The 13,933-nt window shown below is 53.8% G+C and carries 18 protein-coding genes and 1 pseudogene; all 19 read left to right on the top strand.

Annotation, left to right across the window (positions count from 1 at the left end):
- Positions 1-150: 150 nt before the first annotated feature.
- The 19 genes and pseudogenes from ACFODQ_RS00245 to ACFODQ_RS00155 all read left to right on the top strand — a co-directional run bounded on the left by ACFODQ_RS00245 (position 151) and on the right by ACFODQ_RS00155 (position 13,623).
- Positions 151-3,135, top strand: coding sequence for a hemagglutinin repeat-containing protein (locus tag ACFODQ_RS00245; RefSeq protein WP_377014315.1), 2,985 nt, complete (start codon positions 151-153; stop codon positions 3,133-3,135).
- Between the two features lie 92 nt (positions 3,136-3,227).
- Complete coding sequence (locus tag ACFODQ_RS00240; RefSeq protein ID WP_377014313.1) at positions 3,228-4,190, top strand: hypothetical protein; 963 nt, start codon at positions 3,228-3,230, stop codon at positions 4,188-4,190.
- Between the two features lie 94 nt (positions 4,191-4,284).
- The gene (locus tag ACFODQ_RS00235; protein WP_377014311.1) at positions 4,285-4,473 is read left to right on the top strand and encodes a ribonuclease domain-containing protein; all 189 of its coding nucleotides are present in this window, start codon (positions 4,285-4,287) and stop codon (positions 4,471-4,473) included.
- A gap of 197 nt (positions 4,474-4,670) precedes the next feature.
- A complete protein-coding gene (locus tag ACFODQ_RS00230; protein WP_377014309.1) occupies positions 4,671-4,880 on the top strand; it encodes a hypothetical protein in 210 nt (69 codons plus the stop codon).
- 434 nt (positions 4,881-5,314) lie between these two features.
- Entirely contained in the window at positions 5,315-5,674 is a 360-nt protein-coding gene (locus ACFODQ_RS00225; protein ID WP_377014307.1) for an SMI1/KNR4 family protein, read from the top strand.
- A gap of 930 nt (positions 5,675-6,604) precedes the next feature.
- Positions 6,605-6,826 (top strand): hypothetical protein, encoded by a 222-nt coding sequence (locus ACFODQ_RS00220; RefSeq protein ID WP_377014305.1) that lies wholly within the window; start codon positions 6,605-6,607, stop codon positions 6,824-6,826.
- A gap of 271 nt (positions 6,827-7,097) precedes the next feature.
- Positions 7,098-7,562: a hypothetical protein gene (locus ACFODQ_RS00215; RefSeq protein ID WP_377014303.1), complete on the top strand. Its 465-nt coding sequence runs from the start codon at positions 7,098-7,100 to the stop codon at positions 7,560-7,562.
- Complete coding sequence (locus tag ACFODQ_RS00210; protein ID WP_377014301.1) at positions 7,547-7,801, top strand: hypothetical protein; 255 nt, start codon at positions 7,547-7,549, stop codon at positions 7,799-7,801. Before ACFODQ_RS00215 ends, ACFODQ_RS00210 begins: the two co-directional genes overlap by 16 nt.
- Positions 7,802-7,887: 86 nt before the next feature.
- Positions 7,888-8,238, top strand: a complete 351-nt coding sequence (locus ACFODQ_RS00205; protein ID WP_377014299.1) for a hypothetical protein — start codon at positions 7,888-7,890, stop codon at positions 8,236-8,238.
- Between the two features lie 58 nt (positions 8,239-8,296).
- A complete protein-coding gene (locus tag ACFODQ_RS00200) occupies positions 8,297-8,563 on the top strand; it encodes a hypothetical protein (protein ID WP_377014297.1) in 267 nt (88 codons plus the stop codon).
- 89 nt (positions 8,564-8,652) lie between these two features.
- Positions 8,653-8,898 carry a hypothetical protein gene (locus ACFODQ_RS00195; RefSeq protein ID WP_377014295.1) on the top strand — a complete coding sequence of 82 codons (246 nt, stop codon included), beginning with the start codon at positions 8,653-8,655 and terminating at the stop codon, positions 8,896-8,898.
- Positions 8,858-9,214: a hypothetical protein gene (locus ACFODQ_RS00190; RefSeq protein ID WP_377014293.1), complete on the top strand. Its 357-nt coding sequence runs from the start codon at positions 8,858-8,860 to the stop codon at positions 9,212-9,214. The genes ACFODQ_RS00195 and ACFODQ_RS00190 overlap by 41 nt, the downstream gene beginning before the upstream one ends.
- A gap of 430 nt (positions 9,215-9,644) precedes the next feature.
- The gene (locus tag ACFODQ_RS00185; RefSeq protein ID WP_377014291.1) at positions 9,645-10,073 is read left to right on the top strand and encodes an Hsp70 family protein; all 429 of its coding nucleotides are present in this window, start codon (positions 9,645-9,647) and stop codon (positions 10,071-10,073) included.
- Positions 10,010-10,482: pseudogene (locus tag ACFODQ_RS00180) on the top strand (Hsp70 family protein). Before ACFODQ_RS00185 ends, ACFODQ_RS00180 begins: the two are co-directional and overlap by 64 nt.
- The gene (locus ACFODQ_RS00175; RefSeq protein ID WP_377014289.1) at positions 10,419-11,066 is read left to right on the top strand and encodes an Hsp70 family protein; all 648 of its coding nucleotides are present in this window, start codon (positions 10,419-10,421) and stop codon (positions 11,064-11,066) included. The pseudogene ACFODQ_RS00180 and the gene ACFODQ_RS00175 overlap by 64 nt, the downstream one beginning before the upstream one ends.
- A 194-nt stretch (positions 11,067-11,260) precedes the next feature.
- On the top strand, positions 11,261-11,755 hold the full coding sequence (locus tag ACFODQ_RS00170; RefSeq protein ID WP_377014287.1) for a hypothetical protein: 495 nt from the start codon (positions 11,261-11,263) through the stop codon (positions 11,753-11,755).
- An 8-nt stretch (positions 11,756-11,763) separates the two neighbouring features.
- Positions 11,764-12,072, top strand: a complete 309-nt coding sequence (locus ACFODQ_RS00165; protein ID WP_377014285.1) for a hypothetical protein — start codon at positions 11,764-11,766, stop codon at positions 12,070-12,072.
- 231 nt (positions 12,073-12,303) lie between these two features.
- Complete coding sequence (locus ACFODQ_RS00160) at positions 12,304-12,864, top strand: hypothetical protein (RefSeq protein ID WP_377014283.1); 561 nt, start codon at positions 12,304-12,306, stop codon at positions 12,862-12,864.
- Between the two features lie 411 nt (positions 12,865-13,275).
- Positions 13,276-13,623 carry a hypothetical protein gene (locus ACFODQ_RS00155; protein WP_377014280.1) on the top strand — a complete coding sequence of 116 codons (348 nt, stop codon included), beginning with the start codon at positions 13,276-13,278 and terminating at the stop codon, positions 13,621-13,623.
- Positions 13,624-13,933: the final 310 nt, after the last annotated feature.

Below are 13,933 nucleotides of genomic sequence, written 5' to 3'. Positions count from 1 at the left end.
GTGCCAGCATCAGTGCAGGCGGCACAGCCAGCCTCAACGGCAAGTACCTGAACAACGACAACGGCCTGATCCAGGCCGGCTCCCTGGTCACCGACATCAAGGGCGACATCAGCAACAACCGGGCCGCATCGTTGCAGCAACGGCGGCTTCTTGAAGGCGGATGGCAATATCTCGGCGACCGAAGGCCAGTTCATCAGCGACGCCGGCAAGTTTGTGCTGGACGCCGGTGGCGATGTGGACCTGATCGCCAGCAAGGTGGTGGGCCAACAGGGCGTGGGCATCAATGCTGGCGGCAACGTCAACCTGGGCGTCAAGCAGACGACCCAGACCACCCATGCCGATAAAAACAGCCGTGAATACCAGGCCTGGAACAACAGCGCCACCGGCAGCGATACCTTTGTAGAAGGCATCGCCGTGATCGACAGCCGCCAGACCAGCACCAGCACCGCCACCACCAGCGTGGGCACCACCATTGACAGTGCGGACGGCAGCGTTGCGATTGCCGCAGGCGGCAAGCTCGCCATCACCGGCGGCAGCATCAATGCCGGCCAGGATGTGTTGCTGCGAGGCGCCGAGGTAAGCGTGCGCGCCGCGCGCGACACCGCCGTGACCGAGCAGGCGCAAAGCCGCACTGTGGATGGCCGCGTGACGGACAGCCAGACCAGCACCACCCACAGCGAAAGCTACAGCGGTGGCACGGTGACGGCCGGCGGCAAGGTGGCCGTGATTGCCAATGGTGATGCGAGCCAAGGCAGTGGCAATGTGCTGCTGGCAGGTAGCCACATTGAAGGCAAGCAAGGTGTTGGCATCTCGGCCACGGGCAACGTGGCATTGCAAGCCCTGCAAGCGGAGAGCACCACCACCAGCAATGGCCAGCAAATCACGTACACCAGCACCCGTACCGAAGGACAAAGTGCGTCGGTAAAGAACTATGGTGCGGTCGTATCCAGCAGCGAAGGCGATGTGCAGATCGGTGCCAAGGGCACTGTGGACGTGCTTGGCTCCAATGTCAGCGCGGGCAAAGACATCGTCATTCAAGGCGCCAGTGTCAACGTACAGGCTGCGAAGGACAGCACATCCACCAACGATTACGAAAAGCGCGGTGGCAAGGAGCGCCGTGTTGCGCAAACCGATGAAGTGCTCAGTGGCGGTGAGATCTCTGCGGGCGGCGGCATCGCGCTGATTGCCAATGGAACACCGGTGCCCAGTGCCAGCAATGCGAGCCAAGGCACAGGCACAGCCGACGACCCGATTGCCCACAAGCCCAGCGTTGTCCAGCCTGGTGCAGGCCCCGGCAATATCACGCTGCAAGGTGCAACGGTCACTGCCAAGGGTGACACCTCTCTGATTGCCAGCGGCGATGTGAATGTGCTCGATATGCAAACCGAGCACGGACGTTATGAGTCCAGCTACAGCAAGAGCAGTGGCCTGCTGAGCAGCAAGCGCACCACCACTTTGGATGTGGGCCATTCCAGCCTCAGTGAAGGAAGCATCGTCAGCGGCGACAAGGTGTACGTGCAAGCGGGCCAGGACGTCAACCTGCGCGGATCGCATGTCATCGCGCAAGACTCGGCGACCATCACTGCCAAGCGCGACGTCAACATCTTGGCCGGGCAAGACACGGCCAGCGCGGAGAGCTTCAAGGAAACCAAGAAGAGCGGCATCTTTGGCAATGGTGGCTTCGGTTTCACCATCGGCAGCAGCACCACGACCACTGAGCGCACCAATGAAAGCGTGCGCGCTGCAGGCTCTAGCGTGCAGGCCCAAGGTGGCAAGGAAGGTGAAGGCAAGAAGGGCGACGTCACCATCGTCGCGGGCAACCATTACCAGCAGACGGGCTCGGCAGCGTTGGCCGCGGGTGACATCGACATCGTGGGCAAGACGGTCAGCATCGATGAGGCCAGGGAGATTGAGCGCGACAAGTTTGAAATGCGCGCTAAACAAAGCGGCCTGTCGGTGAGCTTTAGCAATCCGGTAGTGAGCCTGGTTCAAAGCGCTCAGGCGACTGCCAATCTTGCGGCTGCAACGACGCAAGTCAGCGATGCGCGTATGCAGGCGATGGGTGCAGTATCTACTGGCTTGGCTGCTTATGACACAGCGAATTTGGCTACGGATTTGGCCAAAGACCCAGGCTCAGCGGCGAGTGTCGGTATCAATATCAGCTTGGGTAGCAGCGCTAGCAAAAGCAATAGCAGCTACGAGGTCGACAGTGCCTCTGGCTCATCCATTCATGCGGGTGGCAATGCCAGGATCACAGCCACAGAAGGCGATTTGCATGTCCGTGGCAGCAGCATCGAGGCAGGCAAGGATCTGTCGCTGGATGCCAAGAAAGGCAATCTCATCCTGGAAGCAGCGGAAAACCGCTTCCAGGAGAAAAACAGTCACTCCAGCAGTTCGGCAAGCATTGGCATGGGCTTCAATGTGGGTGCGAACTCGGGCTACTCGTTCAATGCCTCTGCCAGCCAAAGCAAGGGCAACGGCCAAGGTGAAAGCCTGAGTTACACCAACACCCAGATCAAGGCGGGTGGTACCACCACCCTACACAGTGGACAAGACACCACATTGCGTGGAGCCACTGTGGCTGGCGACAGCGTCAAGGTCGATGTGGGTGGAAACCTGCTGATCGAAAGCCTGCAGGACATCAACGTCTATAAGGAAACCGGAAGCAGCAGTGGCTTTGGTGTGTCAGTTTGCGTGCCACCGCTTTGCTACGGCTCGTCGAGCCTCAGTGTCAGTGCCGGGCGCACCAATATCCACAGCGACTACGCAAGCGTGGGTGAGCAAAGCGGCATACGCGCAGGTGATGGCGGCTTCCAGGTGAATGTGGCTGGAGACACCAACCTCAAGGGTGGTGCCATCACCAGCACACAAGCAGCGATCGATGGCGGCAAAAACAGCTTTGCCACCGGCGGTACGCTGGCGATGAGCGATATCGAAAACAGTGCTCAATACGACGCGAACAGTTGGAATGTGTCGGCCTCGGTATCCGGTCAAATAGGTGATCAATCCACAGCTAAGACACCTGAGCAGATCGAATCTGCGACAAAGACACCGGAAGGCCTGGTGCCAGAGCTGGTATTGGCAGCGCAAGCGGCAGTGCCAGCAGCACGACCTATGCGGGTATCTCTGGCGTAGCAGGCAATAGCGAAGCCAGAACCGGCGACAAAGAAACCGGCATCAAGCCGATATTTGACAAAGAGCGCGTAACGGCCGATGTCAATGCGCAGGTGCTGATCACCGCAGAGTTTGGTGCGCGCACCAGCAAGCTGATTGGTGATGAGTTTGGCAAGAAAGCGCAAGCCCTTAGGGATGAGGCAGCCGAAGAAAAAGATCCAGTGCGTAAGCAAGAGCTGGAAGAAGAAGCAAGAAAGTACTCTGAGGGTGGCCTTTACCGGGTGATCGCACATACGGTGGTGGGCGGTCTTACCGGAGGCGCAGGTGGTGCAGCTGGTGCTGCTGCAAGCCAAGCGGCTGTCGGCCATGCAGATGAACTGTTGACGGAGCTGGGAGTGTCCGGACCAGGCAAGGATGCGGCGTTGCTGTTGGTCAGCGGTGCGATTGGCGTAGCTACTGGCGGTACTACTGGGGCGGGAGCCGCCACAAATGCTACGGCCAATAACTACCTGAGTCACAAACAGGAAGCTGAGTTCAAGAACGACTTGGCCAATTGCAAAGGCGACCCTTCATGCATTGAAAAAATGACAGAGAAATGGAGCATTATTGATGAGCAGCAGACCGCCAATGTCGATAACTGCGCCTCGGGTAGAGCCTGCTCAAGTCTGGCTCTGGATGCCAGAACTGGCAATGGTTACTCATCTGCTGAAATTGATGCGATGTGCGGAGGGGTTCAGTCATGCCAGTCATTTGCGCATGGCCTTGCGCGTACCAATAGCAACGACACCATTAATGCCAATGGAAGAGCTACTTCCATACCTGTTGAAAGGAACATTCAGCGGCTCATAGATGATGGGCTTGATCCTCGGTTGGCGCAAACATTAGGCTTGCTTTCTCCTGCGGATTTGGTCGGGCTTGGGATGGCTGCAATCGGATCTGGGAAGGGTAGTGGAGGAAGTAAGCCGGTGGTTAATGGGCCAGTGGCTTCGGGTGGACCCTCTAACTCAGGAGCTAAACCGACTGGGCCAAATGTAAACGGCACTGCAATAGCGTTAATGGCAGCGTCGTCCCAATGATTACTCCTGGATCGTTGCCTCCAGCACAAGAGGCTATAGTGACTTCACTATTAATAATATTCAAACAGGGAATAAACCATCAGGCTCGCAAGGTGTGCGATGGGGAGTCCCGTTTCAAAATCGGGAGGGAGAATTACCGGCTGGACAATACACTGAGTATCGATTGCCACCATCTTCAGGTCAAAGTGGTGCCGGCACAAATCGAATTGTTGTGGATTCTCGAACTGGCGCCACATATCTGACTTGGACCCACTACGGTGATACTGGCAGGCTGCTTTCGTAAGGATACGGTGAATCATGAATTCTTTTAATTACGACAAAATAATAACGAAATTGATGTTTTTTGTGCGGAGATTTCAAGATTAAAGTCTGATGGGGTTTTTGTAATTGAATTTCCTATGCGATTTAGTAGTAAAAATGAGATATTTGAATTTGTAAAAACAGAGTTTCCATTAGACCTTTAATCAAAGGTGGAAAAAGTTGGATGCACTTGCAGATTCTATTGGTGGTGGGCTTGAAAAATTTCGCACCAATGGAGTAGTGGTGGTGATGAAATATGATACGAACAATAAGTGTCAATCGACCAGCTCAATGATTGAATTCATTGATATTTTGTTTCAGATAAGAAATGAACAAATCCTAGATGATATGAAAATTTATCTTTACTTGCCCAACGGCTTAGTTGAATAAATGAATTTGCCTTCGCTGAAAAATAGTGTAAATATAGATAATGGATCTAAACATCAAATTCCGAGTGATTTGTTTGCTGTGGAAACTATTCAATTGCTTGATCCTCATCAGAAATTAGGTGGAGTTAGAGTATTCGCTGTCGATTAATGATTTGTTTGCAATGTTCTACAAATTTTGATCGGTATATTGGCGGTCTGCCAAGTGAAAGTACTGGCAAACTGCTTGTCCTCTGACGCAGTAATTTGGTTGGTATGGCAGTCTTTTATTTCTGAAAACTTATAACAAATATTGGCGCGTAAATAAATGGCTACCTCTGTCTGTAAAATTGAAGATATTCTCGAGAGTTTAATAACTCAAAAGTCAATATTTCGTTCCTCGCTCGTCGGTTGCAATACCGATGAAATCAATTTTGTGGAAAACATTTTGAATGTGTATTGCCCGCTGAATATCGTTGTTTTTTACAGATAGCGGGCAGAGCGGCAGGGAACATTTTTCAAGGGACTGATATTTTTTATCCGCGAGTTTTAGAGCTTAAAGATGAAGCTCGAGTGCTTTTGATGGAGCTAGATGTTGCTCATCTTCTTCCTGCAGATGCAAAGATTTTCTGCATGCATCAAGGCTATGAGATTAATTATTTCATTCCTGGCTCAAATGATCCTCCTATTTTTCAGTTTTTTGAAGGTCAGTCATCAGTATCACAGCCTTGGGCCAGTTTTTCAGAATACTTTAGAACTTCGATAGAAGATCATTTGACGCAATGGCTGGATCTAGACAAGGAAGGAACATGGGAATAATAATCTATGGCGAAGAAATTAAAACTGCAAATGATTTTCATCATGCTTTTTCCACATTTTTAGGGATTGAACGTGTATATGGAAATAATTGCATGCACTATGGGACGTATTGAGTGCTGGAGTTGAGCGCCCAGTTATTTTGAAATGGAAAAATTCCGCAATTTCCAAATCAAATTTAGGAGAAAATTGTTGATGTGCTTCATCGAGTCGAAAGACAAGATAAAGAGTTTGGATGGGTGGATAAATTTTCATTTACTCTTGAATAAACGAAATTTATTAAACTGATCGCTCATCGTCAATTGATTTGGTCTGGCTAGTATGGATGCTGAACTACTTAATGCCAAAAAACTGAATTTTTGACGATGCGGTGTCGAATTTTTTCAGTGATAAAAATAGGTTTCAATAGCGCTAAATTTTAAATTATCAATCATCGCAAGTGCTATATAGGCTTCGCTCTAGAAAATTCCGAAAACAATGAGTCAACATATCTGGGTAATTTTGATGAAAATATTGAACCTGAAAATAGGTTCTGGATAACAAATGCATTTGTTTTCAATAATATATTCAACCGCACCAGAGAATCATTTAAATCTCCGGAGTGGGCTTGCCAAGAAGCTTGCTATCAATATTCTGGAATTGAAGGCCTTGAGTTGAGCTACGTGGATAAAGATTGCTTTAATATTTTCTGCGCTCGCTGCGAAGAAGCATTCAATAAATATCCAGATGAAAAGGCGATGGAGTATGAAAATTCGAGCGAAGACCGACGTGGACATATGAGCATGTTGCCTGGGAATGGACGGAAATAATAAATCGATTGAGGCTTGATGTCAGATACGATCCCTTGTGGATTGCTGAATATATTATCAAAGACCCTTAGTTGAACGCATAATGATTACTGCAGACTCTAGGTTGTTGCAAGAAATCTTTACCATGATCAACAATGGTATAGCTGATGATTATGATTCATTTTGCTTTGAGGTCAATGTGGGGGAGTGCTATATCGATAAAGGGTTAATAATCAAGAAAAATGGCGTTGATATAGGAAATGTTGCAGTAGATATTAATAATGCGATTTTGTATAGACTAGTCTGTGAATTACGTGAAAACGCGATTCAGCGTGGGAATGCTGGAGTTCTTTTACGAGTTGTATGAGAGAGGAAAACCGGTGAAGACAAAAATATAAATACGATGCAGAGTAGATGCTAACGTGGCTCATTTATTTTCATTGACTTTTATTTCAAATAGTTAACTGAAATTTTGGTGTCTAGAGTTTACGCATCAGTGCGCAATCGCTGCTGAGCGCTGAAAAATTTAGAAAGACCATAGATAATTATTTTTAATAGGGCTTAGTACGTCTAGACGATAGATATTTTAAATCAAGCATTTGAATTAATAAGTTGCATTTAATTTAGTGGTTTAGGAAATGATCAAAGTAAACAAGTCTTTTATTGGCGCCATCGCCAGCGCCGCCTTACTGGCAGGCTGTGCCACAACCTCCAACACGCCCCCAGGATCCGTCAAGGTCGACTACTCCAGTGCGTTCATCAATGGCGCCAAGCTCAAGGAAGTGCCGACCGAGGTGCAGATCGTGAAGCGAGAGGACACGGGCAATGCGGTGGCCGCGCAGGTGGGGCTGAATGTGCTGATGCTTGCCTTGGGCGGCGGCGTGGCCGCCAGTGGCTTTAGCAAGGATGACCTCAAAGGTGCGCCCATTGAGGATGTAGCGGACCGGCGCTATTTGCAAAACCCAGTCCCCACCGGTTTTGTTCAATCGCTGCAAACGGCTGTGGATGCGCGTATGGCGCAAGACAAGTTGGCCCAGGCGCAGAGCTTTCGTTACCCGTTGGTGGTGGGTGGCGGCTCGCGCAGCTGGTGTACGACAGCTTGACGGGCGCTGAAGTCCCGAACTACCAGCTCTTGCTGAGCCTCGATGTGTATAAGCGCCGCGAGTCCAATTGGGTGCTGCCTCCAAAGCTGGTGGCCTGCAGCGGCCGCTCCGAGCCCGCGCAACCTTTGGCCTATTGGGCAGAAGACTCTTACCGCAATGTGCAGCAAGAGCTGAACCGTATGCTGGCCGACTGCCAGGCCAAGGTGCTGGCGGATCTGCCCAACCTGTTAGAGCAGTAGTTCCCTGAGAACCTGAAGAGGATCCCTTGCCTTGCCAGCGCGCTGGCTGGGTTTTTTAGTGCGTTAGTGTTGAAAAGGATAGTTGGATGAAAAAGCATTCCTTGGCCTGGTTGGCCCCTGTACCGGTGGCGGTGTCCCTGGTGATGGCGAGCGGCGCGCAAGCGGCCGAGCGCAGTTTTACGCCGCAGGCGGGCACCTGGGTGGTGACCAGCGAAGTCAATGGCAAGCCGGGCCGTGGCCTGGCCATTGATGTGCAGGAGGACACGTTCTTCATGCAGGTCTACAACTACCAAGCCAATGGCGAGGCAACCTTCCACACGGCGCTGGGGGTGATGCAGGGCAACACGGTGACGGCGCCGCTGACCTACTACGCAGGCGGCCGCTACTTTGGCAGCGAGGCGCGCACGCCGATGAAGCTGGCCAGGCTGGCAATGTGACGATCACCTTTGAGAACGGCCTGAAGGGGACCGTGCAGTTCCCGGCGAGGCGCCGGTGGTGATTGAGCGCTTTGTGGCAGGTGATTCTGCCGATGCCTTCAAACCCCAGAACGCAGCCTTGATGCAGGGCGGGCAAAACGCCGTGTGGGCCACCATCGATGGCACGAACCTGCATGAGGTCTGGCAGAGCAATCTGGTGCAAGCGGGCGCCGGCTACCGGCTGACCTTGCGCCCGTTCAGCCAGGTCATCGCGCCACCGTTTACCGTTATCCGCGGAGCTCAACTACGACTGCCAGCTTGCCAGCCAGGGCGCCGCTGGTTTTGACTGCACGCAAGACGCTTCGCAAGCGGAGTTGGACTACCTGCCCACGCTGAGCTTTCGCTATGCCGCCGCCGATGTGACCGGTTACCGCTGTGGCCAGCGAGGCATCGGGCAAGGCGCTGAAACTGGTGGGCCACCTGCTGGCCAATGGCACGGTGCCCAGCGCCAATGCGGCGAATGCCAGCCTGCCCTGCAGACCTTTGTGCCGGGCAACAGCTGCAATGCCTCGCGCATCCCCGTCAACGGCACTTGGGTGGTGGCCGATGAGCTCAACGGCAAACCAGGCCGGGCATCAGCATGGATGTGCAAAACGGCGTGGCCGTGCTGCAGATTTTTGACTACCTGGCCACCGGTGCATCCACCTTCCACATGGGCTCGGGCGCCTATGGCCAATCTGCGATGGATATCGGCCTGTTCCAGTACGCAGGCGGCCGCTACTTTGGCGGCCCCGCCCGCACCGGCCACGAAGTGCAAGATGCCGGCGCTGCCTACATTGATCTGCAGCAGGCCGATTCGCTGGTGGAAGGCACCATCAGTTCCCCGCGAGGCGCCCAAAAAGATCATCCGCATGGACCTGACCGGCCACAGCAGCCCTGCGGAATCGCTGCTGGGCTACTGGCAGTTGTCGATGAGCAAGGGCAACCTGCGCGTTAACACCCGCGCCACCTTGGACCGCATCACCGATGGCGTCGCCACCAACAGCAGGGCAGCGTGCGTTGCCAGTTCGTATCCGTTGCTGAGCGGCGCGCTACCTGCGGCTTCTACACCGTTGGTGCAGCACGCAAGAGATGGCCAGCACCACCTTCTTCTACAACGGCCACTCGCCCGCGACGGGCAGCGTGATGAAGATCAAGGACAGCAAGGGCAATGTGCTGGGGCTGTGATGTTGAGGGGGTTGGCGTGATGTCTTGAAAAACGCATCCGCCAACCGCATCCGCTGCGTCGCCTGCTGCCTATCGGCAGTGAAGGGCGCGCAGCGATGTTGATACGTTCAATGATCGCTATCGCGAAAGCTCGCACCAGCCAACAACCATAGCGCGCCTGCTTGCATCACGTTGGGCGATTTATCGACTGCTGAGGAAATATGTTCGTAGGTATTGATTTAGGCACCACCCATAGTCTGGTGGCGGTGTGGCATGACGGCAAAGCCAGGCTGGTGCCCAATGCCTTGGGGCAGGTGTTGACGCCTTCGGTGGTGAGCGTGGACAAGGACGGCAGCCTGCTGGTGGGCGAGCCCGCACGCGAGCGGTTGCAAAGCCATCCGCAGCAGAGTGCTGCGGTGTTCAAGCGCGATATGGGAACGGCACGGGTGTTTCGCCTGGGAGCGCATGCGATGCGCGCCGAAGAGCTGTCGGCCTTGGTGCTGCGCTCGCTCAAGGCCGATGCAGAGGCGGAGCTGGGTGCGGTCATTACCGATGTGGTGATAACAGTGCGGCCTATTTCTCGGATGTGCAGCGCCATGCCACCCGGTCGGCGGGGTTGTTGGCGGGCTTTACCGATATCACCTTGCTGAACGAGCCGACAGCGCTGCTCTGGCCTATGGCTTGCACCAGAGCGAAGGGCGGTTTTTGGTGTTTGACCTGGGCGGCGGCACCTTTGATGTATCGGTGCTGGAGCTGTTTGACGGCGTGATGGAAGTGCGCGCCACCGCAGGCGACAACCGCCTGGGAGGTGAGGATGTGGATGTGCTGATGGTGCGGCGCTTTGTGCAGCACCTGGGCCTGACGGAAGAGCAGGCGCAGCAGCCCATGACCGCTGCGCGGCTGCAGCGCGCGGCCGAGGCAACCAAGCGCAGCCTGGCCGTGCAGGAAGAGGCCCTGATGCGCATTGAGCTGGACGGCAAGCCGCTGGCAATGACGTGGACAGCGCAGGATCTGGAAACCGTGCTGGAGCCCCTGATGGAGCGCATGCGCCAGCGGTAGAGCGCGCACTGCGCGATTCAAGAATCCGCCCGCAGGAGCTGGATGCCGTGGTGATGGCCGGCGGCAGCACGCGCCTGGTAGCCGTGCGGCAATTGGTGACCCGCCTTTTTGGGCGCTTTCCGCAAACCGCTCTGGACCCGGACCAGGCAGTGGCGCTGGGCGCAGCGGTGCAAGCAGCACTGCGGGGGCGCGATGCTGCACTGGCCGAGCGGGTGATGACCGATGTGTGCCCTTATACGCTGGGTGTGCATGTTTCCAAGCAACTGGCAGATGGGCGCAGGCAGGAAGGCTTTATGTCGCCCGTGCTGGAGCGCAACACCATCATCCCAGCCAGCCGCGTGGAGCGCTTCTATCCCAGCACGCCAGACCAGCGGCATTTGCACCTGGAGATCTATCAAGGCGAGGCCCGCAGGGTGCAGGACAACATTGCGCTGGGCAAACTGGAAATGCCTTTGCCAGACCGTAGCGATGATGATGGTTTTGCGACCGACGTGCGCTTTACGCTGGATGCCAATGGCCTGCTGGAGTGGAGGCTGTATTACTGCGGCATGGCCAGCCCCAAGGCATCGCCCGGCAGTTGGTGATTGAGGCTTCGGCGGAGCGCTTTCGCCTGAGGAACTGGCAAAAAGCCTGGATCGCATGAAAGCGCTCAAACTCCATCCCCGTGATCGCTTGGAAGTGCGCGCACTGATCGCAAGAGCTGAACGCCACCATACACAGCTATTGGGCATGTGGGCGCAGCCTACTGGCAGATGCGATTACGGAATTTGAGGCCGCGTTGGATACGCAGGATGATCGCAAGTTTGCCAGCCACGTAAGGAGCTGCAAGAGCTTCTGGCGCGCATTGAGGCAGAGCATTACCTGGTGGAACGGAATAGTCATGAATCTGCAGGAAGCGTTTGCACAATTAGGGTTGCCCATAGACGCCGATGAGCGGGCGGTGCGCCGGGCTTATGCACGACAGCTCAAAGACATTGACCAACTGGCGCAGCCCGAGGCATTTATGCACTGCGCAGTGCTTTACGAGCAGGCCATGGCCTATGCGCGAAGCAATGCAGCATTGGATCACCCTGATGCAGAGCCTGATAAGACGGAGCCGCAGCAACCGCCTTTGGAACCGCTGCAATCTTTGCAATCGCTGGACTTGCGAGACGTGGCGTCACAGTTGGGAATACAGAGCAGCATGAGCACAGCAGTGCTGACCCAAGCCCTGGAACCGATTCGGAGCCGAACTCTGAGCCAGAACCACAGCCAGAGCCAAAGCTGTTGGTGATGAGCCCTATGGCTGTTGCAGAGCAGCTGTTGGATGCGTGGCAATGGGAGTTTTCTCCAAATAACATTGAAGCGGCGCAGGCAGAGCTGCAGAGGCTGATGGCCAGCCCGATGCTGGAGAGCTTGGAGAACCGCGAGGCCTTTGAGATGGAGTTGGCGCTGCGCATTGAAGGCGGAGCGCTAGGTGCGCGACGCAGTGCGCTGTTAATTGCGGCGGACAACCTGTTTGACTGGCGGCGAAACGGTGTGCAGGAGAGTCGCTTGAATATATTCTGGACGGATTTGCTGCGTTGGAGCCCAAGCAGCGAGAGCTGGTAATTGCCTTGTTGGGTGAGCCTGACCCCTGGGTTGCGCGAATGCAAATGGTGACCCGATCACCTGGAATTTTTTGAGCAGCAGTTGCCCAATTGGCTTGCGTGGTGGCTGCCCGAGGGACACGCGGAGCGTTGGTTTTCAGTATGGGCAGCTTTACCTGCATGGAAGCGGTGAAAGAAGGCTTCCGCTTGGCGCCAGAGCAAGCGGGGAAGATGCCTTTTCTTTTTGGCTCAGATGGCTTTTATTGTCGTGCTGATCTTGGGCGGAATTTTTGCGTATCACTGGATTTCTGTGCGTGACCAACGAAGGCAAGAAGCTGGGTTGGACCAGGCGTGTTTGCAGAAGTTGGCCTTGTTCCGTTCATCCGCTTGGCAGGACCTACATGCAAAAGATCTTCGTGATTATTTTCAGTGCGCCGGTAGCGCTGGCTTTCCTATGAAAGCAGATATCCGCGGCTGGGAGCAGGCATTGCGCATTGCCAACGTATTGGCTCCGGCGCGAGATCATCGCCAGGAGGGACCTCCAGTGCTGTTGTACGACGATCTTTTGCTGAACTTGTCCGATGGCCGAGCCTTTGGCTTTGTTCGGTCTTACCCATTACCGCCCTATTGCGTGCAGCTACGCAGCTTCGCAGTTCGTAATCAATGGCTGCAGGTGGGCGATATCGCATCAGCCAAGGCTTTCGTGGAGGAGCTGGCATGGTGCGATGCGCAGAAGACTGAGGACGAAACCGAAAACTTAAGACTAGCGATCGAGTTAGCGTGTTTGACCGGAATATTGATTCGAAAGTTTTAGGATATGTACTGCGCCATGTAGACGTTTGGCCTGATGCCAAGAAGCCAACAGTTCCCTTGGAAGTATTGATGAACGAAGCCAAGCTGCCGGATTACGACTGGCGGTTGGCGCCTGAAGTGGACGCAGGCGCTGTGGAGTGTCCGCATGACGTACCCTGCAAACAATCCGACATGTCCTTGTCGCTTTTGCCCGTAAATACAGACGAAAGAAGATAGTAAGAATCCAAACAGATTTCTACTTCATTTACTTACTAGGAGGTTCCATGGGTATTGCCCAGTCAGGGGTGGCATTTCGGCCACAAATCCGATTCAAGACGTTCAAGCATTCATCTCTCAACTCTTTGGTCAGAACGCTGTTGAAATCCCTCATCCAAACAGAGGCGAATTTGACATCCGAAATCAAAGCGATGTCATGGTGCAGTTCTTTGACGATGTTTGCTTTGTATGCAATGGCGATCTTGTTTGGGGACTGCTCGCAGACCCGAATGCAGATATGCAGCCGCTTTCCGAGCGGCTTGGCAACCCAGCCTATCTCTTAGCTTTCTGTCACTACGACTCTGGCGGAAGTTTTGGCTATGCGGTGATGGAAAATGGCGTCCGGACTCGCACCAGATTGCAGACAACCGACATTCCGAGCTTCTTCCACTCATTGAAAGTGGCGAACCACAACAGTTTGAGTCTACATGGCTGTCAGCAACGTCTTATCTTGAAGAAGATGAGGACAATCCACCTGAAGAATGGGAAAGAGTTTATCGCTTAGGAGATCAAGAGGTCACTGAAGATTGGCTCACTGCACAAATGTTGGGTGAAGGTCTTGAAGCGATCTTTGGAGTCTGCCCTTGGACTACAGATGCCCACCCGACCTACCATTTCTTTCAGTTGCACTCAAAGTAGTAATCTGATGGGTTTGATCATGAGGGTGTGATTTAAGTCCATACCAAAGGAAAGTCTGTTTCGAGTCTTGAGGCTCAAGTTGAAGTATTCAATTTGAGCGCTTTTTATGAGGGCTATAAAATGCATTTTTATATCGAGTTGTGTTCTTTATTATAGACAAGCAATGAGTTTTTGCG

This window comes from Comamonas sp. JC664 (assembly GCF_042647185.1).
The sequence above is the reverse complement of the archived record's forward strand: the minus strand, read 5'-3'. Positions and strand labels throughout refer to the sequence as shown.